The organism is Pseudomonas sp. LBUM1672, assembly GCF_059695655.1.
The window spans coordinates 5,403,863-5,429,817 of sequence record NZ_CP166781.1 but is presented as its reverse complement, the minus strand read 5'-3'; the positions used below and the strand labels follow the sequence as shown (position 1 = coordinate 5,429,817).

At 60.4% G+C, this 25,955-nt stretch carries 23 protein-coding genes; 6 read left to right on the top strand and 17 right to left on the bottom strand.

The window, feature by feature from the left end:
• Positions 1-16: 16 nt before the first annotated feature.
• The 13 genes from ACA053_RS24800 to dksA form a co-directional block, all read right to left on the bottom strand.
• The gene (locus tag ACA053_RS24800) at positions 17-1,033 is read right to left on the bottom strand and encodes a class I SAM-dependent rRNA methyltransferase (protein ID WP_497393915.1); all 1,017 of its coding nucleotides are present in this window, start codon (positions 1,031-1,033) and stop codon (positions 17-19) included.
• 175 nt (positions 1,034-1,208) lie between these two features.
• Positions 1,209-3,146: an acetate--CoA ligase gene (acs, locus tag ACA053_RS24795; protein WP_497393914.1), complete on the bottom strand. Its 1,938-nt coding sequence runs from the start codon at positions 3,144-3,146 to the stop codon at positions 1,209-1,211.
• A gap of 194 nt (positions 3,147-3,340) precedes the next feature.
• Positions 3,341-5,005: a glucose-6-phosphate isomerase gene (pgi, locus tag ACA053_RS24790; RefSeq protein WP_497393913.1), complete on the bottom strand. Its 1,665-nt coding sequence runs from the start codon at positions 5,003-5,005 to the stop codon at positions 3,341-3,343.
• Between the two features lie 225 nt (positions 5,006-5,230).
• Positions 5,231-5,611 (bottom strand): aspartate 1-decarboxylase, encoded by a 381-nt coding sequence (gene panD, locus ACA053_RS24785; protein ID WP_003228271.1) that lies wholly within the window; start codon positions 5,609-5,611, stop codon positions 5,231-5,233.
• Positions 5,612-5,805: 194 nt separating this feature from the next.
• Positions 5,806-6,666, bottom strand: a complete 861-nt coding sequence (panC, locus tag ACA053_RS24780; RefSeq protein ID WP_497393912.1) for a pantoate--beta-alanine ligase — start codon at positions 6,664-6,666, stop codon at positions 5,806-5,808.
• Positions 6,663-7,463 carry a 3-methyl-2-oxobutanoate hydroxymethyltransferase gene (gene panB, locus ACA053_RS24775; RefSeq protein WP_109634897.1) on the bottom strand — a complete coding sequence of 267 codons (801 nt, stop codon included), beginning with the start codon at positions 7,461-7,463 and terminating at the stop codon, positions 6,663-6,665. The genes panC and panB overlap by 4 nt, the downstream gene beginning before the upstream one ends.
• Positions 7,464-7,833: 370 nt before the next feature.
• Positions 7,834-8,319: a 2-amino-4-hydroxy-6-hydroxymethyldihydropteridine diphosphokinase gene (gene folK, locus ACA053_RS24770; RefSeq protein WP_497393910.1), complete on the bottom strand. Its 486-nt coding sequence runs from the start codon at positions 8,317-8,319 to the stop codon at positions 7,834-7,836.
• A gap of 3 nt (positions 8,320-8,322) precedes the next feature.
• Positions 8,323-9,723: a polynucleotide adenylyltransferase PcnB gene (locus ACA053_RS24765; RefSeq protein ID WP_109634893.1), complete on the bottom strand. Its 1,401-nt coding sequence runs from the start codon at positions 9,721-9,723 to the stop codon at positions 8,323-8,325.
• Positions 9,724-10,626: 903 nt separating this feature from the next.
• The gene (locus ACA053_RS24760) at positions 10,627-12,063 is read right to left on the bottom strand and encodes a sigma-54-dependent transcriptional regulator (RefSeq protein ID WP_109634889.1); all 1,437 of its coding nucleotides are present in this window, start codon (positions 12,061-12,063) and stop codon (positions 10,627-10,629) included.
• Positions 12,064-12,085: 22 nt separating this feature from the next.
• Positions 12,086-15,040, bottom strand: a complete 2,955-nt coding sequence (locus tag ACA053_RS24755) for a sensor histidine kinase (protein ID WP_162556248.1) — start codon at positions 15,038-15,040, stop codon at positions 12,086-12,088.
• Positions 15,024-15,200 carry a hypothetical protein gene (locus ACA053_RS24750; RefSeq protein WP_003176118.1) on the bottom strand — a complete coding sequence of 59 codons (177 nt, stop codon included), beginning with the start codon at positions 15,198-15,200 and terminating at the stop codon, positions 15,024-15,026. Before ACA053_RS24750 ends, ACA053_RS24755 begins: the two co-directional genes overlap by 17 nt.
• Before the next feature lie 77 nt (positions 15,201-15,277).
• Entirely contained in the window at positions 15,278-16,165 is an 888-nt protein-coding gene (gene gluQRS / locus ACA053_RS24745; RefSeq protein ID WP_109634886.1) for a tRNA glutamyl-Q(34) synthetase GluQRS, read from the bottom strand.
• Between the two features lie 290 nt (positions 16,166-16,455).
• A complete protein-coding gene (gene dksA, locus ACA053_RS24740) occupies positions 16,456-16,896 on the bottom strand; it encodes an RNA polymerase-binding protein DksA (RefSeq protein ID WP_109634884.1) in 441 nt (146 codons plus the stop codon).
• A 334-nt stretch (positions 16,897-17,230) separates the two neighbouring features.
• On the opposite strand from dksA, the gene ACA053_RS24735 reads away from it, so the two are divergent.
• Entirely contained in the window at positions 17,231-18,403 is a 1,173-nt protein-coding gene (locus ACA053_RS24735) for a pyridoxal phosphate-dependent aminotransferase (protein ID WP_109634882.1), read from the top strand.
• Complete coding sequence (sfsA, locus tag ACA053_RS24730; RefSeq protein WP_497393909.1) at positions 18,403-19,116, top strand: DNA/RNA nuclease SfsA; 714 nt, start codon at positions 18,403-18,405, stop codon at positions 19,114-19,116. The genes ACA053_RS24735 and sfsA overlap by 1 nt, the downstream gene beginning before the upstream one ends.
• Here the strand turns inward: sfsA and ACA053_RS24725 are convergent.
• Positions 19,113-19,430, bottom strand: coding sequence for a Rieske (2Fe-2S) protein (locus ACA053_RS24725; protein WP_497393908.1), 318 nt, complete (start codon positions 19,428-19,430; stop codon positions 19,113-19,115). The genes sfsA and ACA053_RS24725 overlap by 4 nt on opposite strands.
• Before the next feature lie 165 nt (positions 19,431-19,595).
• Here ACA053_RS24725 and ACA053_RS24720 point away from each other — a divergent pair, with 165 nt between their 5' ends.
• Genes ACA053_RS24720 through ACA053_RS24705 form a run of 4 tightly spaced genes read left to right on the top strand, consistent with a single transcriptional unit; the run spans position 19,596 to position 23,140 of the window.
• Positions 19,596-20,468, top strand: a complete 873-nt coding sequence (locus ACA053_RS24720; protein ID WP_497393907.1) for a heme/hemin ABC transporter substrate-binding protein — start codon at positions 19,596-19,598, stop codon at positions 20,466-20,468.
• A 50-nt stretch (positions 20,469-20,518) separates the two neighbouring features.
• A complete protein-coding gene (locus ACA053_RS24715) occupies positions 20,519-21,502 on the top strand; it encodes a FecCD family ABC transporter permease (protein ID WP_178082361.1) in 984 nt (327 codons plus the stop codon).
• Complete coding sequence (locus tag ACA053_RS24710; protein ID WP_109634874.1) at positions 21,502-22,269, top strand: heme ABC transporter ATP-binding protein; 768 nt, start codon at positions 21,502-21,504, stop codon at positions 22,267-22,269. The genes ACA053_RS24715 and ACA053_RS24710 overlap by 1 nt, the downstream gene beginning before the upstream one ends.
• A 19-nt stretch (positions 22,270-22,288) precedes the next feature.
• Positions 22,289-23,140 (top strand): ChaN family lipoprotein, encoded by an 852-nt coding sequence (locus ACA053_RS24705; protein WP_497393906.1) that lies wholly within the window; start codon positions 22,289-22,291, stop codon positions 23,138-23,140.
• A gap of 267 nt (positions 23,141-23,407) precedes the next feature.
• Here ACA053_RS24705 and ACA053_RS24700 read toward each other — a convergent pair whose 3' ends face one another.
• From ACA053_RS24700 to ACA053_RS24690, 3 genes are all read right to left on the bottom strand, one after another.
• Complete coding sequence (locus ACA053_RS24700) at positions 23,408-23,680, bottom strand: TfoX/Sxy family protein (protein WP_010467623.1); 273 nt, start codon at positions 23,678-23,680, stop codon at positions 23,408-23,410.
• Between the two features lie 241 nt (positions 23,681-23,921).
• Positions 23,922-24,266, bottom strand: coding sequence for a pentapeptide repeat-containing protein (locus ACA053_RS24695; RefSeq protein WP_109634870.1), 345 nt, complete (start codon positions 24,264-24,266; stop codon positions 23,922-23,924).
• Positions 24,267-24,357: 91 nt separating this feature from the next.
• Positions 24,358-25,914: a bifunctional aminoglycoside phosphotransferase/ATP-binding protein gene (locus ACA053_RS24690; protein ID WP_109634869.1), complete on the bottom strand. Its 1,557-nt coding sequence runs from the start codon at positions 25,912-25,914 to the stop codon at positions 24,358-24,360.
• Positions 25,915-25,955: the final 41 nt, after the last annotated feature.

Sequence of the window (25,955 nt, the reverse complement as noted above, 5' to 3'; positions counted from 1 at the left end):
ATTTTGCGGTGAAATTTCAGAGTTGCAGAATCAGTGTTTTCAGCGGCGGCTGTTGATCCATCGACGGGAAATCCGCGCCAGGTTTCATCACTGTCCACTCGCGGACGGGCCGGCCGGCCTTCTCGGCGCAACGCAAAACCTGTTCGCGCCAATCGTCCATGCTGACCTTTGCCAGGTTGTTGCAGCAGATCAGCACGCCGTTGTCGGCGGTGGTCAGCAGCGCGGGTTTGAGCAGGCTCTGGTAGTCGCGCAGCAGATCGACCGTGCCAAACGCGCTCTTGGCCCAGGCCGGTGGATCGAGCAGCACCAGGTCGTACTGACGTTGCTCAAGACGTTGGTAACTCGGCAGTTTCTGCCCGCGCCGTTGGCTGATCGGCAGGCCCGCCAGTTGGCGGATGGCCGGGAAGTAATCGGACTGGATGAATTCCATGGCCGGCAACTGCGGATTGAGCAGACCGTTCTCACGGCCGACCGCCAGATTGCCCTCGGCAAAATCCAGGTTACACACCTCGCTCGCCCCACCGGCCGCAGCGCTCAGGCCGACACCACAGGTGTAGGCGAACAGGTTGAGCACGCTTTTGTTTTTGCTGTGCTCCTTGACCCAACCGCGGGTGTTGCGCAGGTCAAGGAACAGCAGCGGATCCTGGCCGGCATGGCGCCCGCGAACCCGGTAGTTCAGACCCCATTCGTGGCCGATCAAGTCTTGCAGGGCGGCCTCGTCGGCGCGGTAGACGGTGTCTTCGCGGTCGATGCGCGAGTTGCCCCGGGAGCGGTCGTTGTAGACCAGCAGCGTTTCGAGGCCCAGGTGTTGATTGATGATCTCGTGCAGTTGCAGCAGCGCCTCACGCTCCAGTGCCTGGTGGAAGCTTTGCACCAGCAGTTGCGGGCCGTAGCGGTCGATGGTCAGGCCGCCGGCGCCTTCCTGGCTGCCGTGAAACAGGCGATAGCAATCGGTGCCTTGCTGATGCAGCTCGGCGAGCAGGTCCTGGCGATGATCGAGGGCGGCGCGCAGCGCCTGATTCAAGGAAGACATGCTGGGCGCCTTGCAGGAGGGAATTTGGCGCGGGAGTTTAACAGCATTGGCGTGAAGTCGAGGTGTTGCCATCGCGAGCAGGCTCGCTCCCACAGAGCTAATTGTTGGCTGAGCGTTTTGCGTTTCGCACAAAGCCAATGTGGGAGCGAGCCTGCTCGCGATGCTGTCAGGTGCGTTACTGGTTCAGACGTTTGTCGATCAGCCCCTGCACCACGCTTGGATCGGCCAGTGTTGAGGTGTCCCCCAGACTGTCCAGTTCGTTGCACGCGATCTTGCGCAGGATGCGCCGCATGATCTTGCCCGAACGGGTTTTCGGCAAGGCCGGGGCCCATTGGATCAAGTCCGGTTTGGCGAAACTGCCAATCTCCTTGCTGACGTGAGCCAGCAGTTCCTTCTTCAGTTCGTCATTGGCCTCGGTGCTGTTCATGGGCGTGACGAAGGCATAGATGCCCTGGCCCTTGAGGTCGTGGGGATAACCGACCACGGCGGCCTCGGCAATGCTGTCGTGCAGCACCAGGGCGCTTTCCACTTCGGCGGTGCCGATGCGGTGCCCGGAGACGTTGATCACGTCGTCGATGCGCCCGGTGATCCAGTAATCGCCATCCTCATCGCGCCGAGCGCCATCGCCGGTGAAGTAGTAGCCGGGGTAGGGTTTGAAGTAAGTGTCGACCATGCGTTGCGGGTCGCCATAGACGCTGCGGATCTGCGCCGGCCAGCTGGATTTGATCGCCAGCACGCCGCTGCCGGCACCTTTGATTTCCTTGCCCGTTTCATCCAGCAGCACCGGTTGCACGCCGAACATCGGTTGGGTGGCGCAGCCGGGCTTGATCCGTTGCGCGCTGACCAGCGGGCTGAGCATGATGCCGCCGGTTTCGGTCTGCCACCAGGTGTCGACGATCGGACAACGCTGCTCGCCGACGACGTTGAAGTACCAATCCCACGCTTCCGGGTTGATCGGCTCACCGACGCTGCCGAGTAATCTGAGGCTCTGGCGCGAAGTTTCCTTCAGCGGTTCCGGGCCTTCGCGCATCAGCGAACGCAGCGCGGTCGGGGCGGTGTAGAAAATGTTGACGTGGTGTTTGTCGATCACCTGCCAGAACCGCGAACTGCTCGGGTAGCTCGGCACGCCTTCGAAGATCAGCGTGGTCGCGCCGTTGGCCAGCGGGCCGTACACGATGTAACTGTGACCGGTGACCCAGCCGACGTCGGCGGTGCACCAGAAGACTTCGCCCTCGCGGTAATCGAGCACGTACTTGAAGGTCATTGCCGCTTGCAGCAGATAGCCGCCGGTGGTGTGCAGCACGCCCTTGGGTTTGCCGGTGCTGCCGGAGGTGTAGAGGATGAACAGCGGGTCTTCGGCGTCCATGGGTTCTGGCGGGCAATCGTCGGTGACGTCGCGCAGCGCCTGGTGATACCAGAGATCGCGACCTTCAACCCAGTTCACTTGGCCCTGGGTGCGCTCGACGACGATGACGGTGCTGACGTTCGGGCAACTTTGCAGCGCCTCGTCGACCTTCTGCTTGAGCGGCACGAATTTGCCGCCGCGCACGCCTTCGTCGGCGGTGATCACCGTGCGGCAGTCGGCGTCGAGAATCCGGTCGCGTACCGAGTCTGGAGAGAAGCCACCGAACACCACTGAATGCACCGCGCCAATCCGCGTGCAGGCAAGCATGGCGTAGGCCGCTTCGGGAATCATCGGCATGTAGATGCACACACGATCACCCTTTTTCACGCCACGGCTTTTGAGCACGTTGGCCAGGCGACAGACGTTGTGATGGAGTTTTTTGTAGGTGATCTGCGCGGATTCGGCGGGGTCGTCGCCTTCCCAGAGGATGGCGATCTGATCGCCGCGTTTTTCCAGATGACGGTCGATGCAGTTGTAACTGACGTTCAATTTGCCACCGGCAAACCAGCTGGCCTCACCGGTTTTCAGGTTATAGCGCTGGACGGTGTCCCATGGCGTGCTCCAGTCGAGAAAGCGGCTCGCCTGCTCGGCCCAGAAGGTGCTGGGGTGTTCGATGGATTGGCGGTAGAGGCGGTGGTAGTCATCTTGACTCAGGTTTGCAGCCCGGCGGACGGCATCGGCTTTGGGGAATGTGCTGATATCGAACATGACGGTTCCTTATTCTTGTTTTGCGACAAGTAATAAAGATGCGCCGAGTGACCGAAGGGTTCAAGCCGTGCGCTTAAACAACTGTGGGAGCGAGCCTGCTCGCGATGGCGGCTTAACATTCAACACAGATGTCGATTGTTAGACCGCTATCGCGAGCAGGCTCGCTCCCACAGAGGTTACCGTGTGGCGTCAGATCAACCGCGGTGACGACCGCGGAAATAGTTGATCAGGCCTTGGGTGGAAGCATCGTCAGCCGGGGTTTCTTCGCTGCCGACCAGACGGTTGTAGACGCCCTTGCCCAGCTCTTTACCCAACTCCACGCCCCACTGGTCGAAGGCATTGATGCCCCAGACCACGCTTTGCACGAAGACTTTGTGTTCGTACATCGCCACCAGCGCGCCGAGACGACGGGGGCTGATGCGCTCGACCACAATGGTGTTGCTCGGACGGTTGCCCGGGATCACCTTGTGCGGTGCGATTTTATGCACCTCTTCTTCGCTTATGCCCTTGTCGCGCAGTTCGGCTTCGGCTTCCGGCAGGGTCTTGCCGAGCATCAGTGCCTGGCTTTGCGACAAGCAGTTGGCGTACAGCCACTGGTGGTGGTCGGACACCGGGTTGAAGCTGACAATCGGCACGATGAAGTCGGCCGGAATCAGTTGGGTGCCCTGGTGCAGCAACTGGTGATACGCGTGCTGACCGTTGCAACCCACGCCGCCCCAGATGACCGGGCCGGTGTCGGTGGACACTGGCGTGCCGTCCTGGCGTACGCTCTTGCCGTTGGACTCCATGTCCAGCTGTTGCAAGTGCTTGGTGATGTTGCGCAGGTAGTGGTCGTACGGCAGGATCGCGTGGCTTTGCGCGCCCCAGAAGTTGCCGTACCAGACGCCGAGCAAGGCCAGCAGCACCGGCATGTTCTGGTCGAATGGCGCGCTCTGGAAGTGCTGGTCCATGGTGTAGGCACCGGACAGCAGTTCCTTGAAGTTCGACATGCCGATGGCCAGTGCGATTGGCAAGCCAATAGCCGACCACAGCGAGTAACGGCCGCCGACCCAGTCCCACATCGGGAAGATGTTTTCTTCGCGGATACCGAATGCCACCGCCGCCGCGTTGTTGCTGGAGACGGCGATGAAGTGACGATACAGCTCGGCTTCCGAACCGCCCTGAGCCAGGTACCAGGCGCGAGCGGCTTGCGCGTTCTTCAGGGTTTCGAGGGTATTGAAGGATTTCGACGAAACGATGAACAGCGTGGTCTCGGCGCGCAGCTTCATGGTCAGTTCGTGGAATTCACTGCCGTCGATGTTTGCCAGGTAATGGCAGCGCACGCCTTTCTGGGCGTAGGACAGCAGCGCTTCAGAGACCAGCTCAGGGCCGAGGAACGAGCCACCGATGCCGATATTCACCACGTCAGTGATCGGCTTCTCGGTATAACCGCGCCACAGACCGTCGTGGATGCGGCCGACGAGGTCGGTGATCTGATTCAGCACCTTGTGCACTTCAGGCATCACGTTGACGCCGTTCACCGACAGTTTGTCGCCGACCGGGCGGCGCAGGGCGGTGTGCAGGGCCGGACGACCTTCCGAGGAGTTGACGATTTCCCCGTCGAACAGCGACTTGATCGCGCCCTTGAGGTCGACTTCATTGGCCAGGCCCACCAGCAGATTGCGGGTCTCGGCGTTGATCAGGTTCTTCGAGTAATCGAGAAACAGGCCGCAGCTGCTGAGGGTGAATTGAGTAAAGCGCTGCGGATCGGCATTGAAGGCCTCGCGCATGCTGAAATCCTGCATGGCTTGGCGGTGGTCATTCAACGCTTGCCAGGCGGGCAGAGCGGTAACGTCATGAGGAGTGCGGTAGTACGCCATCGCTGCGGGTTTCCTTTTTACTTGAACGGCTTTTTTGAACACTGAAAATCCCGGAGCGCCGTGGGCAGGCGTCCGGTCAACTGCGTCGACACGATTTCAATGACACAGGGCGAATACAGTAAACCTCGCGCTGCGATCTGTCTTGACTTTGTCTAACACGTTCCCGGTACTTTTTTATACACAAAGCAGGGAACGTTTCGACAAGCGGGAGGGGCGGCGGTTCGATCAGGCGACCTGAACCGGAATGGCATTGCTGGTGTGGCTCAGTTCATTGCCCGGCGCCATGTAGAGCATGCGCGGCTTGAAGTTGAGCAGCTCGGCTTCGCTGTAATGCGCGTAGGCGCAGATGATCACCCGGTCACCGACCTTGGCCTTGTGCGCGGCGGCGCCGTTGACCGAGATCATGCGCGAGCCTTCTTCACCACGAATCGCATAGGTGGTGAAGCGTTCGCCGTTGTCGACGTTATAAATCTGGATCTGTTCGTATTCACGGATACCGGACAAGTCCAGCCATTCGCCGTCGATGGCGCAAGAACCTTCGTAATCGAGTACGGCGTGAGTGACTTCGGCGCGATGCAGCTTGGCTTTGAGCATGATGGCGTGCATGAGGGGTTTCCCAGGTCGGAATCGAACGGCGGGCAGTTTGCCCGAAGGCTTCAGAGGCAGCAATACGATGTGAAAACTTACGCAGATCCCTGTGGGAGCGGGCTTGCCCGCGATGGCGGCTTTCCACTCAACATAGATGTTGAAGTGATGGCCTCATCGCGAGCAGGCTCGCTTCTACAGGGGTTTTGTGGTGTTCAGGCGGGGGCGTCGAGGTTCAGGTGCAGGTTGTCGATCAACCGCGTGGTACCGAGGAATGCCGCGACGAGAATCACCAGGTCCCGATCCTCCGGGGTCGCCGGGCGCAAGGTTTGCGCGTGACGAATCTCCAGGTAATCAGGGCGCAATCCCGCCGCTTCGAGCTGCTTGATCTGTGCGTCGATCAGCGCCGGGAAATCCCGGTCGCCCTGTTTGATCGCCTCGGCAATCTGGCTCAGGCCGCGATATACCGCCGGCGCAACGGCCCGTTGCTCTTCGCTGAGGAAACCATTGCGCGACGACAGCGCCAAGCCATCGGGCGCACGTACGGTCGGTTCGCCAATGATCTGGACCGGCATATTCAGGTCGTGGACCAGGGATTTGATCACCGCCAGTTGCTGGAAATCTTTCTGGCCGAAGATCGCCAGGTCCGGCTGGACCATGTTGAACAGCTTGCTGACCACCGTCGCCACCCCTTCGAAATGCCCGGGACGGCTGGCGCCGCACAGGCCTTCGGAGAGTTGCGGGACGCTGACGCGGGTCTGGCCGGCCATGCCGTCGGGGTACATCTCTTCGACGGTTGGCGCGAACAGCAGGTGGCAACCGGCCTGGAGCAGTTTCTCTTGGTCGGCGGCCAGGGTCCGCGGGTACTTGTCGAGGTCTTCGCCGGCGCCGAATTGCAGCGGGTTGACGAAAATGCTCGCGACCACGAAATCCACCCGTTGGGTCGCTTTGGTAATCAGCGCGATATGACCGCTGTGCAGGTTGCCCATGGTCGGCACGAAGCCGATGCGCTTGCCTTCGCTGCGGGCACGGGCGACGGCGGCCCGAAGTTCGCGTACGGTTTTTACGGTGTTCATGCAGAGAATCCGTGTTCGATCCCAGGGAAAGTGGCTGCCTTGACTTCAGAAACGTAGGCGCTCAACGCAGCGTGAATACTGGTCTGGCCGTTCATGAAGTTTTTTACGAATTTAGGCACACGGCCGGTAATCGACAGGCCCAGCATGTCGTGCAGGACCAGGACCTGGCCATCGGTGCCACTGCCGGCGCCGATGCCGATCACCGGAATGCCTACCGCCTGGGTGATTTCCTGGGCCAGTTCGCTCGGTACGCACTCCAGCAGCAACATGGCTGCACCGGCCTGCTCCAGGGCGATGGCGTCGGCGCGCATTTGCCGTGCCTGGTTCTCGCTGCGGCCCTGGACTTTATAACCGCCCAGGATGTTCACCGATTGCGGCGTCAGGCCCATGTGTGCGCACACCGGGATGCCGCGTTCGGCCAGCAGACGGATCGAGTCGGCGAGCCACAAGGCCCCTTCAACCTTGACCATGTGCGCACCGGCCTGCATCAACAGGGCGCTGTTGCTCATGGCTTGTTCGGTGGTGGCGTAGGCCATGAACGGCAGGTCGGCGAGGATCAGCGCATCGGCGTTACCGCGTTTGACGGCTGCCACGTGGTAAGCCATTTCCGCGGTGGTCACCGGCAAGGTGCTGTCGTGACCCTGCAGAACCATGCCGAGGGAGTCGCCCACCAGCAGCACTTCGACGCCAGCCTGATTGCAGGCGTGGGCGAAGGTCGCGTCATAGCAGGTCAGCATGGTGATCTTTTCACCTTTTTGCTTGAGACCTTGCAGAGTGGTCAGGGTAATGGCTGGCATGAAAAGTTCCTCATTCAGGCGCTGTGGAAACTACTGCGAGTAACGCGCGTGATTCTTCGTTAAATACAGGCGCACGGTCTGTTGTCGTGCTTTTAAGGCCTGGATTGCGCCCTTCAATGCCGTGTTGGCGGCAGCGGGACGCCTATAGTCGTGAGGAGAACTCGGGAAGTCAATTGCATGTGTTACCGCATTGTTACGCGGTCGGTGTTACCGGGGTAACTGATGCGTTTCAGCAGGTTTGCGGTCGATCTTGAGCCTTGTACAAAACACTGTGGGAGCGGGCTTGCCCGCGATAGCGACTTTACATTCAACATCAATGCTGACTGGTAGTCCGCCATCGCGGGCAAGCCCGCTCCCACAGGGATAGGTGTCAATTTGGGGAGAGGCGTTCCAGGCCGACGAACGGGCAATCGGCGAGTAGTGCCTTCAGGCTGCGGCCATCGGCCAGATGCAGCTCCGTCGGCGCGAGTTCGGCCAGCGGATACAGTACGAAAGCCCGTTCCTGCATGTGATAGTGCGGCACCTTGAGGCGTGGTTCGTCGATCAGCCGATCGCCAAACAGCACGATGTCGAGGTCCAGCGTGCGCGGCCCCCAACGCTCAAGACGCTCGCGTCCCTGTCCGTTCTCGATGGCTTGCAGCGCATCAAGCAGGTCCAGCGGCGCGAGCGTGCTGTCGAGGGCGGCGACCGCGTTTGTGTAACGCGGTTGGCCGGGCAGGAGCGAGTCGCTTTGATAAAACCCGGACACACCGATCAGTTCGGTCTGCGGCAACTGCGCCAGCGCCTCGACGGCGCTGCGCAATTGTTCGGCGGGGTCAGCCAGATTGCTGCCCATGCCGATGTAGATGCGTTCCATGGATTACTCGCCCGTGGCACTCGGTGCGCCGGCCGCGCGTTTGCGCTTGGCGCCACCGCTGCGACGACGTTTGCGTGGAGCGCCGGTGCCTTCATCCTTGCCGCTGAGGTCGCGGATCATGTCCCGACGCTCACTGTCGTTGGCGTCCTGATAGTCAGTCCACCATTCGCCCAGGCCATCGGTCTGCTCGCCAGCGCTTTCGCGCAGCAGCAAGAAGTCGTAACCGGCGCGGAACCGCGGGTTATCCAGCAACAGGTCGGCCCGCTTGCCGCTGCGGCGCGGAAGACGTTCCTGCATGTCCCAGATTTCGCGGATCGGCATGGTGAAGCGTTTCGGGATCGCGATCCGCTGGCACTGTTCGGCAATCAGCTCATGAGCCGCTTCCTGCATCGCCGGAATCGGCGGCATCCCACGTTCTTGCAGGCGCAGTACGCGGGCCGGCAGGGCAGGCCACAACAGGGCTGCAAACAGGAACGCCGGGGTCACCGGTTTGTTCTGCTTGATGCGCAGGTCGGTATTGATCAACGCTTCGCTGATCAAGGTGTGGGTGTACGTCGGGTTGTATTCCAGCGCCTCGGCACTGGCCGGGAACAGCGGATCGAACAGCTGCAGGTCGACCAGCATCTCGAAGGTGTCCGCGGCATGGCCAGAGAGGAACAGCTTGAGCACTTCTTCGAACAGACGGGCTGACGGGATCTCGCGCAACATCGGCGCCAAGTCGCGGATCGGCTGGGCGCTGTGTTTTTCGATGCCGAAATTAAGCTTGGCGGCGAAACGCACGGCCCGCAGCATCCGTACCGGGTCTTCCTGGTAGCGTTGCTTCGGGTCGCCGATCAGACGGATCAGGTGATTGCGAATGTCGTGTACGCCATTGGCGTAATCGAGAATGCGCTCGCTGACCGGATCGTAATACAGGGCGTTGATGGTGAAGTCGCGGCGTTGCGCGTCTTCTTCCAGCGTGCCGTAGACGTTGTCGCGCAGGATACGCCCGCTCTCGTTACGGGAAGACTGGTTGCTGTCTTCTTCGTCGTCGTTTTGCGGGTGATTGGCGCGGAAGGTCGCGACTTCGATGATTTCGCGGCCAAAGTGGATATGCACCAGTTTGAAGCGGCGACCGATGATCCGCGCATTGCGGAATTCGGCTCGCACCTGTTCAGGGGTGGCGCTGGTGGCGACGTCGAAATCTTTTGGCGTGATGCCAAGCAGCATGTCACGCACACAGCCGCCAACCAGGTAAGCCTGGTAACCGGCGTTCTGCAGGCGTTCGACGATGTTCACCGCGTAACGGCTGAACTGACCCTTTTGCAGCGAATGTTGGCCGCTGTTGAGCACTTCAGGCGTACTGCGAATGTGTTGCGTATGACGCTTGGGAGAACGGAATGACTGGAACAACTTCTTCAGCATGGGATGCACTGTTTGAAGGAATGTTCGGCCATAACGAAGAATGACCGCATGATGGGCGGGGATTCTAGCATTTAGTCGGGGGATGGTGTAGGAAGCTGCGCAAGCACTTGAAGGGCATGTCTGGAAGGCGAGTTTGTGTAGCGAACCGTGTAGCAGCTGTCGAGCCGCGCACTGTGGTGAGGGGATTTATCCCCGTTCGGCTGCGAAGCAGTCGTGAATTTAGATAACTGGATGCGTCAGGCAGACGATGTGTTCAGGTTTTACGACTGCTGCGCAGCCGAACGGGGATAAATCCCCTCGCCACAGGGCAGCTGCTACAAGAGCTCAAACGCCAGAAACTACAAGGGGAGCCGAAGCTCCCCAAGAAAGTAGTTGCATGCTCTATTTTTATTTTTGATTCGGGCTTTTTGTTTTTATTAAGTGCCCTCGCCATGAAGCTTTTCCTTCATGACCCTCCCAATCGGGAGCCAAGAGCAAACGGATTGCTTTGGTCGCTGTGTTGCAGTGATCTTGCGATCCAACCAGTTCAGGCACTGTCTTAGGACAGTTTTTTATTATTCTCGGCCTGGTCGTGGGGCAAGCCCCAAATACAACGCCTCTCCAAAAGAATCAGTTAGCTGCGCCTCTCGCCGTCTTGTTTTTATTGTGCGTGAGTCGATTCGTCTTATTTTTATTGTCTTGTGCATTGCTTGTTATTGTTCTTGTACTAAACATATAGCAGGGTGCGTGCCAACTTTTGCGAGACCCAGTAAAACAAGGGGTTAGGCGGGTTGATGGGGTTTTTCGAGGTCCAAAAAAACCGGGGCTTCGTTACCGTAAGCCCCGGCTTCTGTTACGTGAAAAGACTGGGGTAACAGTTTTTTCACAAAGTCACGTGTTACCCGCACACCTGACAGGTGACGTTCAGCTCTCGCTGGCCACCCCGGTCTTGCGCCGCGGAATGCCCAGGCGCTGACGACGTTCCCACAGGCATTTGCGACTCACCCCGAGTTTGCGGGCCAGTTCGGTTTCCGTCATGTGGTCCTGATGCTCAAGCACGAAGTGCTGGAAGTAGTCTTCCAGCGACAGGTCTTCGGTCGGCTCATGATTGTTGTTGCTGGCGCCGTTGCCCTGTTGCGGGGGCAGGCCGATGAAATCGTCGTCTTCCAGATCGCTCAGTTCGATGTCGATTCCCAGCAGCTCGGCGGAAATCTCCGGGCTCTCACACAGGATGACGGCGCGCTCGACGGCGTTTTCCAGTTCACGAACGTTACCCGGCCAGGAATAATGACGAATCGCCTGCTCGGCATCCGCGGCGAATTTCAGGTCGGTGCGGTTGACCCGCGCGCTCTGTCGCGCCAGGAAGGCATTGGCGATCTCGTTGACGTCGGCACCGCGCTCGCGCAAGGCAGGCAGTTTCAGGGCGATCACGTGGAGGCGGTAGTACAAGTCTTCACGGAACTGGCCGATCTTCGCCAGGCTCTTGAGGTCGCGGTGAGTCGCGGCGATCAAACGCACATCGACCTTTTGCGACTGGACTGAGCCGACCCGGCGAATTTCACCTTCCTGCAACACGCGCAGCAGGCGAGCCTGGGCTTCCAGTGGCAGTTCGCCGATTTCGTCGAGGAACAAGGTGCCGCCATCAGCCGCTTCCACCAGACCGGCACGCCCGGCGCTGGCGCCAGTGAACGCGCCTTTTTCGTGGCCGAACAGTTCGGACTCGATCAGGCTTTCCGGAATGGCTGCGCAGTTCACCGAAATCATCGGCGCCTTGGCGCGTCGGGACAGGTTGTGCAGGGCGCGGGCCACCAGTTCTTTACCGGTACCGGATTCGCCCTGGATCAGGACATTGGAATCGGTCGGCGCGACTTTGCGGATCTTGCTGTACAGGTCCTGCATCGGCGGGCAAGAACCGATGATGCCGATTTCGCCATTGCTGTTATCGACACCCGGTTTCGCCGCACCATTGCCGGCTTTGCCGGTGACGGGTTCGCCGCTGGCTGGCAGCGACTGGCGGTCACGCAGGATTCGGGCGACGGCCTGGAGCATTTCGTCGTGGTCGAAAGGTTTGGCGATGTAATCCACCGCACCCATCTTCATCGAATCTACGGCCGAACGCAGGCTGGCGTAGCTGGTCATGATCAGCACCGGAGTGCCCTGGCCAAGTTTGATCAACTCGGTGCCCGGGGCGCCCGGCAGACGCAAGTCGCTGACGATCAGGTCGAACGTGGGAATGGTGAAGCGTTCTTGTGCTTCCTGCACTGAACCGGCTTCGCTGACCTGGTACTGGTTACGTTCCAGCAGGCGGCGCAAGGCGGAGCGGATAATTGTTTCGTCTTCGACGATCAAAATGTGCGGCATTGATTCGATACTCTCGACGGTCTCAGTTCACAGCGGACGTCGCTTCGACATGACGCGGCAAAGTCACCCGGATACGGGTGCCGCGTTGGCTTTGTACATCAGCCGGGCTGTCGATGGTGATTTGTCCATAATGCTCTTCAACGATGGAATAGACCAGTGCAAGGCCCAGACCGGTGCCTTCGCCAGGATCCTTGGTGGTGAAGAAAGGTTCGAACAATCTGTCCATGATGTTCTTCGGAATACCGCTGCCTTCGTCTTCCACGATCAGATCGACCGTGTGTTCGCCGGCTTCGCTTTTGACCCGTACCGCACTGCCGGGAGGCGAGGCGTCACGGGCGTTTGAGAGCAGGTTGATCAAGACCTGGGCGAGGCGCTGCGGATCGCCTTCGACCCAGTGATCGGGGTCGCACAGATTATAGAACTGCACTTCGAAATTGCGTCGGTTCAGGGCCAGCAGACCGATCGCATCCTGGGCCACTTCGGCCAGACAGACGGGCTCGTCGCTGTGCTGATGGCTGCCGGCGTGGGCGAAGCTCATCAGCGACTGAACGATGCGTGACACGCGCTTGGTCTGCTCGAGGATCTGCCCGCTGATTTCCTTCAGCTCGCCATCGTCTTCACGCTCTTCGCGCAGGTTCTGCGCCAGGCACGCGATGCCGGTGATCGGGTTGCCGATTTCATGGGCCACACCCGCAGCGAGGCGGCCGATGCTGGCCAGGCGCTCGGAGTGCACCAGTTTGTCTTCGAGCATCTGGGTTTCGGTCAGGTCTTCCACCAGCAATACCAGGCCACTGTTACCCGGCGCGAGCGGTTCATCGATCGCCGCTTTGTGCAGGTTCAGCCAGCGGGTCTGGCCATCAAGCGCCAGGTGCTGCTTGTGCAAATGCTCGTCCGGCAGATTGATGAAGCCTTGCAGCAGTTCTTTCCACGGATCGGCGATGGTGCTCAGGCGTGAACCGACCACACGCTGCGCGGCAATCCCGGTCAGCTCCTCCATGGCTTTGTTCCACATGAGGATTTCCTGATCCTTGGCCAGCGAGCACACGCCCATCGGCAATTCCTGCAAGGTCTGGCGGTGATAGCGGCGCAGGGCATCGAGTTCGGCGGCAAGGCCGGTGAGGCGCGAGTGATAGTCCTCAAGGCGGCTTTCGATGAAATGGATGTCTTCGGTGACATAGTTTTCGCCGCCGGCCTTGTACGGCAGGAAGGTTTCGACCATGTCTTGCGCCACACTCGGGCCCATCAGGCCGGACAGGTTGGCTTCGATACGGTCACGCAAACGGCGCAAGGCGTACGGACGGCGCTCGTCGAACGGCAGATAAAGATCGCGCAGTGCCTGTTCGACTTCTTTTTGTGCGGCTTTCGCGCCCAATGGTTTGGCCAGTTGCGTAGCGAATTCCTGAGGCGAGGCAGCGTGCAGCTCGCGGCGTTGCGGCCGGCGCACGTTGTCCACGGCGCAGGCTTCGGCAGCGCTGGCCTCTTCGGGGCTGGCGTTGGTGAACAGCGAGATCAAGGTGAACATCAGCACGTTGGCGGCCAGGGATGCGATTGCGGCCATGTGCCAACTGGTGTCGTCCAGCACGTAGATCATGTTCAGCAGCGGAATGTAAAAGCCCTGCAGATTGCCGACCAGCGGCAACAGCATGGTCACCAGCCACACCAGAATCCCCGCCAGCAAACCGGCGATGAATCCACGACGGTTGGCGGTCGGCCAATACAGCACCGACAACACGCCCGGCAGGAATTGCAGCGTTGCGACAAACGCGACGATGCCGAGGTTGGCCAGGTCCTGTTCGGCGCCCAGCAACAGGTAGAAGCCGTAACCGGCCATGATGATCGCAACGATCAGTGCGCGGCGGGTCCACTTCAGCCAGCGATAGATGTTGCCTTCGGCCGGTGGTTGATAGAGCGGCAGCACCAAGTGGTTCAGCGCCATCCCGGACAGCGCCAGGGTGGTGACGATGATCAGCCCGCTGGCGGCCGACAATCCACCGATATAGGCGAGTAATGCCAGGGCTTTGCTGTTGGCGGCGATGCCGATGCCCAGCGTGAAATATTCCGGATTGGTCGTGGCGCCAAGTTTCAGGCCGGCCCAGAGGATCAGCGGCACCGCCAGGCTCATCAGCAGCAGGAACAGCGGCAAACCCCAACTTGCGCTGACCAGCGAGCGCGGGTTGAGGTTTTCGGTAAAGGTCATGTGGTACATGTGCGGCATCACGATCGCCGAAGCGAAGAACACCAACAGCAGCGTGCGCCATGGGCCTTCCTGCAACGGCGTGTGCAAAGCGGCGAGGGCGGTCTGGTTTTGCAGCAGCCACAGCTCCAGCTGTTGCGGGCCATCGAATACCCCATAAAGGGCATAGAGGCCGACGCCGCCGATGGCGATCAGCTTGATCACCGACTCGAAAGCAATCGCGAACACCAGGCCTTCATGCTTCTCGCGGGTGGCGATGTGGCGCGAGCCGAAGAAGATCGTGAACAGGGTAATCAGTGCGCAGAAACTCAGGGCCACGCGGTGTTGCACCGGCTCGCGCGTGAGGATGCCGATGGAGTCGGCGACCGCCTGAATCTGCAGCGCCAGCAACGGCAGCACGCCGATCAGCATGAAAATCGTCGTCAGTGCCCCGGCCCAGGTGCTGCGGAAACGGAAGGCGAACAGGTCGGCGAGGGACGACAGTTGATAGGTGCGGGTGATTTTCAGGATCGGGTACAGCAACACCGGTGCCAGCAAAAATGCCCCGGAAACCCCCAGGTAGCTGGACAGAAAGCCATAGCCATACTGATAGGCCAGGCCCACCGTGCCGTAAAACGCCCAGGCGCTGGCATACACGCCCAGCGACAGGGTGTACGTCAGCGGGTGGCGAATGATCGCCCGGGGGATCATGCCCCGTTCGCTGATCCAGGCCACGCCGAACAGCACCGCCAGGTAGGCGGCGCTGATCAGGATCATCTGGGTCAGGCTAAAGCTCATCGGCATCTTTTTGGCTCTGCAGGATGAAGGTCACGACGATCAGAATCAGCCAGAGCAGATAAGGGCGATACCAGGCGCCAGTGGCGTCGATCCACCAATCCATGATGGCCGGGGAGAACAGATAAATCCCCACTACCAGGAGCAGGACCAAGCGATAGATGTACATCCCGGCCTCTCTTTTTTAGGCGTGTGCCCGAAAACGTGCGGCGATGGTAACGGATGGGCGCGCCACTGCAAGTGTGATCACTGTAGTTGCGCTTCGGGCAGGGTGAGTGTGCGCGGGATTAATGAGGCATCCCAGTGGGCGATGCCCCAATCCAGCACTTCCCGTGGTGACGCATAGGCCAGTTCCTTGCCCGGGTTTTGCCCGAGTGCGCGTAACGCACGCAGTAACAACGGTGTGGCCTGATCGGCGGTCAATGGCGGCGAGCGGTAGGATTTGCCGAGCTTGTTGCCATCGGGCTGGGTAATCAGCGGGATGTGCAGATAGCGCGGTTGCCGCAAGCCAAGCAGTTCTTGCAGGTAGAGCTGGCGCGGTGTGGAGTCCAGCAGGTCAGCGCCCCGGACGATATCGGTGATGCCTTGCCAGGCATCGTCCAGCACCACGGCCAGTTGATAGGCGTAGAGCCCGTCGCGGCGGCGGATCACAAAATCGCCGACTTCCCGGCCCAGATGCTGGCGAAACTCGCCTTGCACGCGGTCGATGAAGTGGTAGTCGAGCTCGGGTACACGCAGTCGAATCGCGGCGTCTTCAGTGCCGTGGCCGGCATTTCGGCACAGGCCCGGGTAGATGCCGTGATACGGCTCCAATTGCTTGCGCGAGCAGGTGCAGGCGTAAGCGAGGCCTTGATTGAACAGGCGATTGAGTACTTCAGCGTAAGCCTCGTGCCGATCGCTCTGGCGGACCATTTCGCCGTCCCATTCGAAACCGTAGCTTTCCAGGGCTTTAAGAATCGCCGCTTGAGCGCCGGGTTCCTCCCGTGGCGGATCGAGGTCTTCCATGCGCATCAGCCAGCGGCCACCCACCGCGCGCGCGTCAAGGTACGAAGCCAGCGCTGCGACCAGCGAACCGAAATGCAGATGTCCACTGGGCGTGGGGGCGAAGCGCCCGATGTAGGTGGTGGCGGTCATAAAGGCGATCTATGTTGTCCGGCGTACGCAAGTCGCTGTGGGAGCGAGCCTTTGTGGTGAGGGGATTTAGCGAAACGTCGCACCGCCCCGTTCGGCTGCGGAGCAGTCGCAAACCCGGTGGATGCGTTTTTTCTGACGCCTCTCGATTGCAGCGTTTGGGGCCGCTACGCGACCCAACGGGGATAAATCCCCTCGCCACAAAGGCTCCCTCCCTCAGGTTTTTTTGCTGGGGCGAATTTCAGAAACAAAAACGGAGCGTTCGCACGCTCCGTTGTTCGTTCAAGGCGACATTACTTGCCGACTTGCTTTTCCTTGATTTCCGCCAGGGTCTTGCAGTCAACGCACATGTCGGCGGTAGGACGGGCTTCCAGTCGCTTGACGCCGATCTCGACGCCGCAGGACTCGCACCAGCCATATTCTTCGTCTTCGATCAGCTGCAGCGTCTTGTCGATCTTCTTGATCAACTTGCGCTCGCGGTCGCGGGCTCGCAGTTCAAGGCTGAACTCTTCTTCCTGGCTGGCACGGTCTGCCGGGTCCGGGAAGTTGGCCGCTTCGTCTTTCATGTGATCAACCGTACGGTCGACTTCCTGCATCAAGTCCTGTTTCCACTTATTCAGGATCTTGGTGAAGTGAGCGCGCATGGGTTTGCCCATGTACTCCTCGCCCTTTACTTCTTTGTAGGGTTCGAAGCCGCTGATCGACGTATTTTGCTGCTTTGCTTGGGTGGGCATGAAATGGACCGCCTCTACTCTTGTAATCCATTGCGCAGGATTGCTCCATCACCGACACCTGCCGGCCCTGCGGCTGCAAGCGGGCGAACTTACCAGATCAAATCGGGGCGCGCTACTCCCGGATGTCGAGGTAGTGGCCCCAAGGGCTTGCAAATGATTGCAAAGCCTTGTCTGGCGGCGTTGGAGGCCTGATCAATTATTGATTTTAGTCAAACCTGGGGTACACGCTTGAGTCGTTTGTGGCCAGGGATATATCGGCTCTGACCGCTTTAGGTTCTCGCTCGTTCCGGCGCTTGGGTAGAATCGATTCTTTTCTCCGTTGTAAGGAAGGCTAATGGCTCAGTCCTACAGTGCCCGCAGTCGCGCGATCGAACCTTTCCACGTCATGGCGCTGCTGGCGCGGGCCAATGAACTGCAGGCTGCGGGTCACGATGTGATCCACCTGGAAATCGGCGAACCGGACTTCACCACCGCCGAACCGATCATCCAGGCCGGCCAGGCCGCACTGACGGCGGGGAAGACCCGTTACACCGCTGCGCGCGGCATCCCCGAGTTGCGTGAAGCGATCTCGAATTTCTATCAACAGCGTTACAGTTTGAGCATTGATCCGCAGCGAATCCTCATCACGCCTGGCGGTTCGGGCGCGCTGTTGCTGGCCAGCGCCTTGCTGGTCGACCCTGGCAAACACTGGCTGCTGGCGGACCCGGGTTACCCGTGCAACCGGCACTTCCTGCGCTTGGTCGAAGGCGCTGCGCAATTGGTGCCGGTCGGCCCGGATGTGCGTTATCAGCTCACGCCGGACTTGGTGGCGCGCCATTGGGATCAAGACAGCGTCGGCGCCTTGGTGGCCTCGCCCGCCAACCCGACCGGAACCATCCTGACCCGCGACGAGCTGGCCGGCTTGTCGGCGGCGATCAAGGCGCGCCACGGTCATCTGGTGGTGGACGAGATCTACCATGGCCTGACTTACGGCACCGATGCCGCCAGTGTGCTGGAAGTCGATGACAGCGCCTTCGTCTTGAATAGTTTTTCCAAGTATTTCGGCATGACTGGTTGGCGGTTGGGATGGCTGGTCGCGCCTGAAGCGGCGGTCGGCGAGCTGGAAAAACTCGCGCAAAACCTCTACATCAGCGCCCCGAGCATGGCCCAGCATGCCGCATTGGCCTGCTTTGAACCGGCCACGATCAGTATCCTGGAGGAGCGTCGCGCCGAATTCGGTCGTCGTCGGGATTTCCTGTTGCCGGCCCTGCGGGAGCTGGGCTTCGGCATCGCCGTCGAACCGGAAGGCGCGTTCTACTTGTACGCCGATATCAGCAAGTTCGGCGGCGATGCCTTCGCGTTCTGCCGACACTTTCTCGAAACCGAGCACGTGGCAATTACCCCGGGGCTAGACTTCGGGCGCTATCAGGCCGGGCATCACGTGCGTTTTGCGTACACCCAGAGCCTGCCGCGCCTGGAAGAAGCGGTCGAACGGATTGCGCGTGGATTGCGGAGCTGGCAAGGCTGATGCGTTTTTCTCCTCCCCTCGAAGAAGGTCGCCTGATCCGACGTTACAAGCGTTTTCTCGCCGATATCGAAACCGTTGGCGGCGAGTTGCTGACCATTCACTGCCCTAACACCGGTTCGATGCTCAATTGCCAGGTGGAGGGCGGGAAGGTCTGGTTCAGTCGCTCCAACGACCCGAAACGCAAGTTGCCTGGCACTTGGGAAATCGGTGAAACCCCACAGGGCCGGCAGTTTTGCGTAAACACTGGACGTGCTAACGGGCTAATCGAAGAAGCGTTGCGGGCGGGTGTGATTACCGAACTGAACGGCTTTACCGGGTTGAAACGCGAAGTGGCCTACGGGCAGGAAAGCAGCCGCATCGATTTTCGTCTCGATTACCCGAGCGGGCCGGCGTACGTGGAAGTCAAAAGCGTGACCCTGGGCTTCGACGGATCATCGGTGGCGGCGTTTCCCGACGCGGTGACGCAACGGGGAGCCAAGCATTTGCGGGAGCTGGCGCATCTGGCTCGGGACGGGATTCGTGCGGTGCAGTTGTATTGCGTCAACCTGACCGGCATTGAAGCAGTGCGTCCGGCAGACGAGATCGATTCGGCCTACGCGGCGGCATTGCGCGAGGCGGTGGCGTGCGGAGTCGAGGTGCTGGCCTATGGCGTGAGATTGACCCACGAAGAAATGGTGGTCGATCGGCGTCTTGAGGTGCTGCTGAACGGCTAAAGGCTGATCCAGATCCCTTGTTCGTCTTCGCGGCTGGCAACGGTGGTCAGGGATTGCCCGGCGCACGGGCCGGCGACGCATTCGCCGTCCTCGATCAGGAACAGTGCGCCGTGGGTGGCGCACTGGATCAGGCTGTTGCTGGGGTCGAGAAACTGATCGGGTTTCCATTCCAGCCCGACGCCCCGGTGCGGGCAGCGATTGACGTAGACATACACCTGGCCGCCCCGGCGCACGGCAAAAAGTTTCTGACCGTCGACGTCGAATCCGCGACTGCTGTTGTCAGCCAATTCGGCACCTGTGCATAGCCACTTCATGTCTATCCTCAAATCCTGCTGCTCGTGACCGGATATGTCCGAGCTTGACGTTCAAATGCAAACAATTATCAAATGGCCGCTTCGCCCATCGGGTGCAGGTGCCGGATGCCGAGGATACTTGGCCTGTCATCTCGATGCCTGGGAAAACTTAAAAGGAAGCCGTTTATGCGCCTGAGTACCCGCGTTGCTGCGCTGTGTGTCGGACTCTTCGTCAGCCACCACGCCGCAGCGGCCGAGTTGCCACAGCGTTGGGTCAGTGCCGGTGGCGCTCTGTCGGAGTGGGTGAGCGCGCTGGGCGGCGAGTCGAAACTGGTCGGCGTCGATACCACCAGTCAGCATCCGGCCTCGTTGAAGGCGCTGCCGAGCATCGGTTATCAGCGGCAACTGTCGGCGGAGGGCATCTTGAGCTTACGCCCACAGATTCTGATTGGCACCGAGGAAATGGGGCCGCCGCCGGTGCTTTCGCAGGTTCGTAGCGCGGGCGTGCAGGTTGAGCTGTTCTCGGCCCAGCCCGATCTGCCGACGTTGCAGGGCAACCTGGCGCATCTGGGCAAGTTGCTCGGGGCTGAAGATAAGGCTGCGCAGTTGCTCCAGTCCTATCAGCAGCAACTTGAGCTGCAGAAGGTCCGGGTCACTCGCGCGCAGTTGAAGGAAAAATCGCCGGGCGTGCTGATGCTGCTCGGCCATGCGGGCGGCAAACCGCTCATCGCCGGCAAGGACACCGCTGCCGATTGGTTGATCCAGCAGGCGGGCGGGCACAATCTGGCCACGCACACCGGCTACAAACCCTTTTCTGTTGAATCGCTGGTCAGTCTTGACCCGGACGTCTTGGTGTTTGCGGACCGAGCGCTGACCGGCGATGCCGCGCGTGCGGCGTTGTTCAAGGAAAACCCGATTCTGTCCGCGACCCGCGCGGCCAGGGACGGGCGCGTCATGGAGCTTGATCCGACCTTGTTGGTGGGTGGATTGGGACCGCGTTTGCCCGATGCGTTGAAAACGCTGTCTGAAGGTTTCTACCCCGGTAAAGCCACCCAATGACCATTCTGGTTAAACCCCGTGCCTTGTTCATTGGCTTGAGCCTGCTGTGTTTGCTGGCGATCTGGTTGTCGTTGGCGCTGGGGCCGGTGAGCCTGCCGTTATTCGATACCTTGCGTGCGGCGTTGCGCATGATCGGCGTGCCCATTGCACCCGATGGACTGGAACAGGCCGAGCTGATCCTCGGGCAAATCCGCCTGCCTCGAACCTTGTTGGGCCTGGCGGTGGGTGGCGTGCTGGCATTGTCCGGCGTGGCGATGCAGGGATTGTTTCGTAACCCTCTGGCTGATCCGGGGTTGGTCGGGGTGTCGAGTGGTGCAGCGTTGGGCGCCGCTATCGCGATTGTCGGCGGTTCGGTGTTTGGCGGACTGCCTGAATCGTTCGGACCTTATCTGTTGTCGGTATGCGCATTTCTCGGCGGGCTGGGCGTGACGGCGCTGGTCTATCGGCTAGGGCGGCGTAACGGGCAGACGAACGTGGCAACCATGCTTCTGGCCGGCATTGCATTGACTGCGCTGGCGGGTTCAGCGGTCGGCTTGTTCACCTATCTGGCCGACGACGCGACCTTGCGCACACTGACGTTCTGGAACCTGGGCAGCCTCAACGGCGCCAGCTATTCGCGCCTTTGGCCGTTACTGTTGGTGAGCGCCGGTGTGGCACTCTGGTTGCCGCGTCGGGCCAAGGCCTTGAACGCGTTGTTGCTCGGCGAATCGGAGGCCGGTCACTTGGGCATTGACGTCGAAGGGCTCAAGCGCGAACTGGTATTTTGCACTGCGCTGGGCGTTGGCGCGGCCGTGGCGGCGGCGGGGATGATCGGGTTTGTCGGCCTGGTGGTGCCGCATCTGGTGCGCCTGTTGGCCGGCCCTGATCATCGAGTGTTGTTGCCGGCCTCGGTGCTGGCGGGTGCCAGTCTTCTTCTATTTGCCGATCTGGTGGCGCGGTTAGCGCTGGCGCCGGCGGAGTTGCCGATCGGGATCGTTACGGCCTTCATCGGTGCGCCGTTCTTCCTGTATTTACTGCTCAGAGGGCGAGCCTGATGTTGCGAACCCAGAGCCTGCAAATCCGTCGAGGCACCAAGATCGTTCTGACGGACATCACACTTGAACTCAATCCGGGCGAAGTCCTTGGCGTGCTGGGCCCCAACGGTGCCGGCAAAAGCACCTTGCTCGGCGCCTTGTGTGGCGAGTTGAAGGCTGACCACGGCAGTGTCTGGCTCGATGATCGCGAGTTGAGGCATTGGACCGGCGCGCAGCGAGCCCAGCGGCTGGCGGTATTGCCGCAGGTGTCGACGTTGGACTTCGCCTTTCGTGTCGAAGAAGTAGTCGGCATGGGCCGTTTGCCGCACCAGAGCGGACGAGTGCGGGATGACGAGATCGTCGCCGCCGCCTTGCACGCTGCCGATGCGGGACACCTGAGTGGTCGAAGTTATCTGGCGCTGTCTGGCGGCGAGCGTCAGCGGGTGCATCTGGCGCGGGTGCTGGCGCAGCTCTGGCCGGGCGAAGCGGGGCAGACGCTGTTGCTCGATGAGCCGACCTCGATGCTCGATCCGCTGCACCAGCACACCACCCTGCAAGCGGTGCGTGAATTCGCCGATCACGGCGCGGCGGTGCTGGTGATCCTGCATGATCTGAACCTGGCGGCGCGCTATTGTGATCGCCTGTTGCTACTCGAAGGTGGGCGACCGGTGGCGCTTGATACGCCGGAGCAGGTCTTGCGTCCGGAACCCCTCAAGGCCGTGTTCGGGCTGGAGGTTTTGGTGCAGCAGCACCCGGAACGTGGGCATCCGCTGATCATCGCCCGTTGAAAATGACATTGAGGTGAGTATGCGAGGGATTTTGCTACTGGCGGTATTGTTGTTGAGTGCCTGCCAGCACGTCTCGGTGCCGCCTCCGGTTGTCGGTGAGATTCAGGACCTGCGCAGCGGCCAGATCCTGACGCCCCATGAGTTGGTTGAACGACTTGCCGAGTCGTCACGGCTGATCGTCGGCGAGCAGCATGACAACCCTGATCACCATCAACTTCAATTGTGGTTGTTGCAGTCGCTGGGTGAGCGTCGACCCCAAGGCAGTCTGCTGCTGGAAATGCTTACGCCGGATCAACAACCGCGCATCGATGAAGTGCGCCGTGCCTCGACGCTACCTGCAGATCTGTCCGGCGCGCTCAACTGGCAGTCGGGCTGGGACTGGAATCTTTACGGGCCGATCGTGCGCTTTGTCCTGACTCAACCCTACCCGCTGTTGGCGGCCAACCTGGACAATCATGAAGTCCGTACTGTTTATGGCAAACCGCCGACAGTAAGCGGTTCGCGTTCCAACGCCTCGTCAGTCAAGGATGAGTTGCTGGCGCAGATCAATGACTCCCATTGCGGCCTGCTGCCAACATCGCAGATGCCCGCGATGCTGGCGGTCCAGCAGCAACGTGATCGGCGGATGGCCGAGCGCTTGCTGTCGGCTCCGATGCCTTCGCTGCTGTTGGCTGGCGCCTACCACGCGCGCAAGGATGTTGGCGTGCCGATCCACGTGCTTGATCTTGGAGAGCCTGAAGCCCCCACGGTTCTGATGCTGGCGGAGCAGGGTGGCGAGGTCACGCCGGCCATGGCTGATTTCGTCTGGTACACACCCGCCACACCGGCGCAGGATTACTGCGCACAAATGCGTAAGCAGTTCGGGAAGTAAACGGGCGACTTTTCCACAGGCAAAAAAAGACCCGGCAAGAGCCGGGTCAAATAACCGTGATTAGCCTGATGAGGAGATATCTGAGAGTCCGAACCAAGGGCTTTTCAAATATCGACCAGTCTCGCGACCAGTTGTGATAATCATAGCGATTCTCATTACCAAGTCAACCGCTGTTTTTTTGATTTCTTTGCAGTCCTCTGTTTTCTTGCTCAAGAGCCCCATGATCATTGTGCCCAGAGCACTAAATCCTGAAGTGAATCTGCCTGTTCAGTTCTTGTGGCGGGACGAGATGGCTTCCAGTTGTTTGTTCAGGGCTTCTTTGCGATCGGCTGGAATGTCGTTCCAGTGCACGTCCATCAGCGCGCCTTCGATCGCATACAACAACACCTTGGACGCCCGGAACCCGCGCGTACGCACGGCCCGATAAGCATCCACCGCTCCCAGGCGGCGCAAGTCCGACGCGCTGTGGATGCCCACGGCATGCAGCCACTGTGCCGACGTCTTGCCAAGATTCTTCAGGTGTTGCAGTTCATCATTCATCAAGCCTCCTTGCGACGGCCGAACGGTGCGTGGGCGAGCCTCTCAGGAGTGTAGCCATCAGTAGGAAAAGCGTGATTGTTTGGTCGGTTTCGACGCAAAAGCTTCTAAGAAGCGCAGCTCAAAGAGCTGCGTGAACGTCTGAGGGAGAGGTAGGGAAGTGCGGAGGAATCAACTTCCGGACAGAAAAACCGGCGTCCAGCGCAAAGCGGGGGCGCTGGACTTGTCCGGTAGAACGTCGTTTTTAGCGGGTGCGGTAACGCAGGCGTGTCCCGAAATTCATCGACATCAAAATCTCGTCAGCACTCAGTTCCGGCGGAAAGTAGGCGCCGGAGATCTGTGCGTGAGCCAGGCTCGCGCCTTCCAGGCATGAGTTGCGGAAGTCGATGCCGCGCAAATCGGCGGAGCGGAAATAGGCATCGGTGAAGTCGACGCCATCGGCGTTCAGCTCACGCAGGTCCAGGCCACGGAAATCGCCGCCGACCATGTCGACCGAGGCATGACTGGCGCGTTCGGCATTGAAGCCTGTGATGTCGTCTTTGTGCAGCAAGGCATAAAGCGGGGTGTCGAGAAGTTTCGGCTGGCTCATGTCGCATCACCTGATGGTTTTATGACGCCAGTATAGTGCCACTATTTGACAGCCGTGAAGCCGGCAAAGGCTCCACGGCTGAAATAGTTTTTTACAGGCCTGGCATACGCTGGCGGATCTGCGCAACGACGGTATCGAGCGTCCCGCTTTCATTGGTCTGGACGCGTTTGCTGCACAGAATCTCTGCTGGTGTCAGGGGCTCACGGCTCGCTTGCTGGGCGGTAATAACGGCGAGGTTGGCGTCGGACGGATCCTTCTTGTCTGCCTGACGCAAGGCCAGCCAGCTCTCGATGACCGCTTGTGGCGCATTGCAATCGAGGATCAGAAACGGTGCACCGGTAGCCTCGGCGATTTTCGCTGCGCCGTCTCGCTGGTCGCGCTTGAGGTACGTCGCATCGATGACCACCGGGAAACCAGCGCGCAGGATGACCGCGGCAATCTCATGCAGGCGGCTGTAAGTGGCGGCACTGGCATCGGCACTATAAATGCCGGCCTGCGGGTCATTCGGGACGGTTTGCTCGCCGAACAGGCGCTTGCGTTCAACATCGGAACGCAGGCGAATGGCGCCCAACGCTTCCACCAGACGCATGGCCACGTGGCTCTTGCCGACAGCGGATACGCCGTGGGTAATGGCCATGAAGCGCGACGGGATGGTGCTGTAGCTTTCCGCCAGGTTGGCGTAGTTGCGGTACTGGCGCAGGGTGGTGGCGCGTTGCACCGGGTCGGCCTCGGCCGGCATGCTGAACAGGCTGACCTTGGCGCGAACCAGAGCGCGGTAGGCTTTATAGAAGTTCAGCAGCTCAAGGCCCTGATAGTCGCCGGTCAGTTCCAGGTACTGGCTGATGAAGCGACGTGCCAGGCTTTTCAGGCCACGGTCTTCCAGGTCCATGGCCAGGAAACCGGTGTCGGCATACACGTCGGTGAAGCGGAACGGTTCGTTGAACTCGATGCAGTCGAAGATCACGACCTTGCCGTCGATGACGGTGGCGTTGCCCAGGTGGATATCGCCGTGGCATTCGCGGATGAAGCCTTCTGCCTTGCGCTGGGCAAACAGCGGCTTGAGGCGTTCGAAGCTGCTTTCGGCCCAGGCTTGCAGGGCATCAAGTTGCAGCAGGTCGGCCTTGTCGCTGAGGAACGGGCGGATCTGTTCGAAGTTCTGGCGTACCGGCGCCATCACGCTGTCCGGGGTGCCGGCTTCGTGTTCGCCAGGCACTTTCGGTGCGGTGAGGTGGAATTGGGCGATCTGCGCGGCCATCTCGTCGATGTGCGCGGTGGTCAATTCGCCGTTGGCTTGCAAGGTGCTGAGCAACTGGCTCTGTGGGAACTGACGCATCTTCAGCGCGAAATCGACCACCGGACCGTCGCCGCCCAGTTGCGGTGCTTCTGCGCTGCCGGTGATCGGCAACACTTCCAGATACAAATCGTTGGTCAGGCGTTGGTTGAGGCGCAGCTCTTCGCCGCAGAAATGCTCGCGCGCATCGAGGCTGGTGAAGTCGAGGAAGCCGAAATTCACGGGCTTCTTCACTTTATAGGCAAAGGGACCTGTGAGGATGACCCAGGAAATATGGGTCTCGATGACCTGGAATCCGTCTACCGGATGCGGGTAGAGGGCCGGGTTTTGCAGGGCGGCGATCAGGGACTGGCTCACAGGCGATCCTTCAAAGACTGGGGAAAATTCACGGCCGCCAT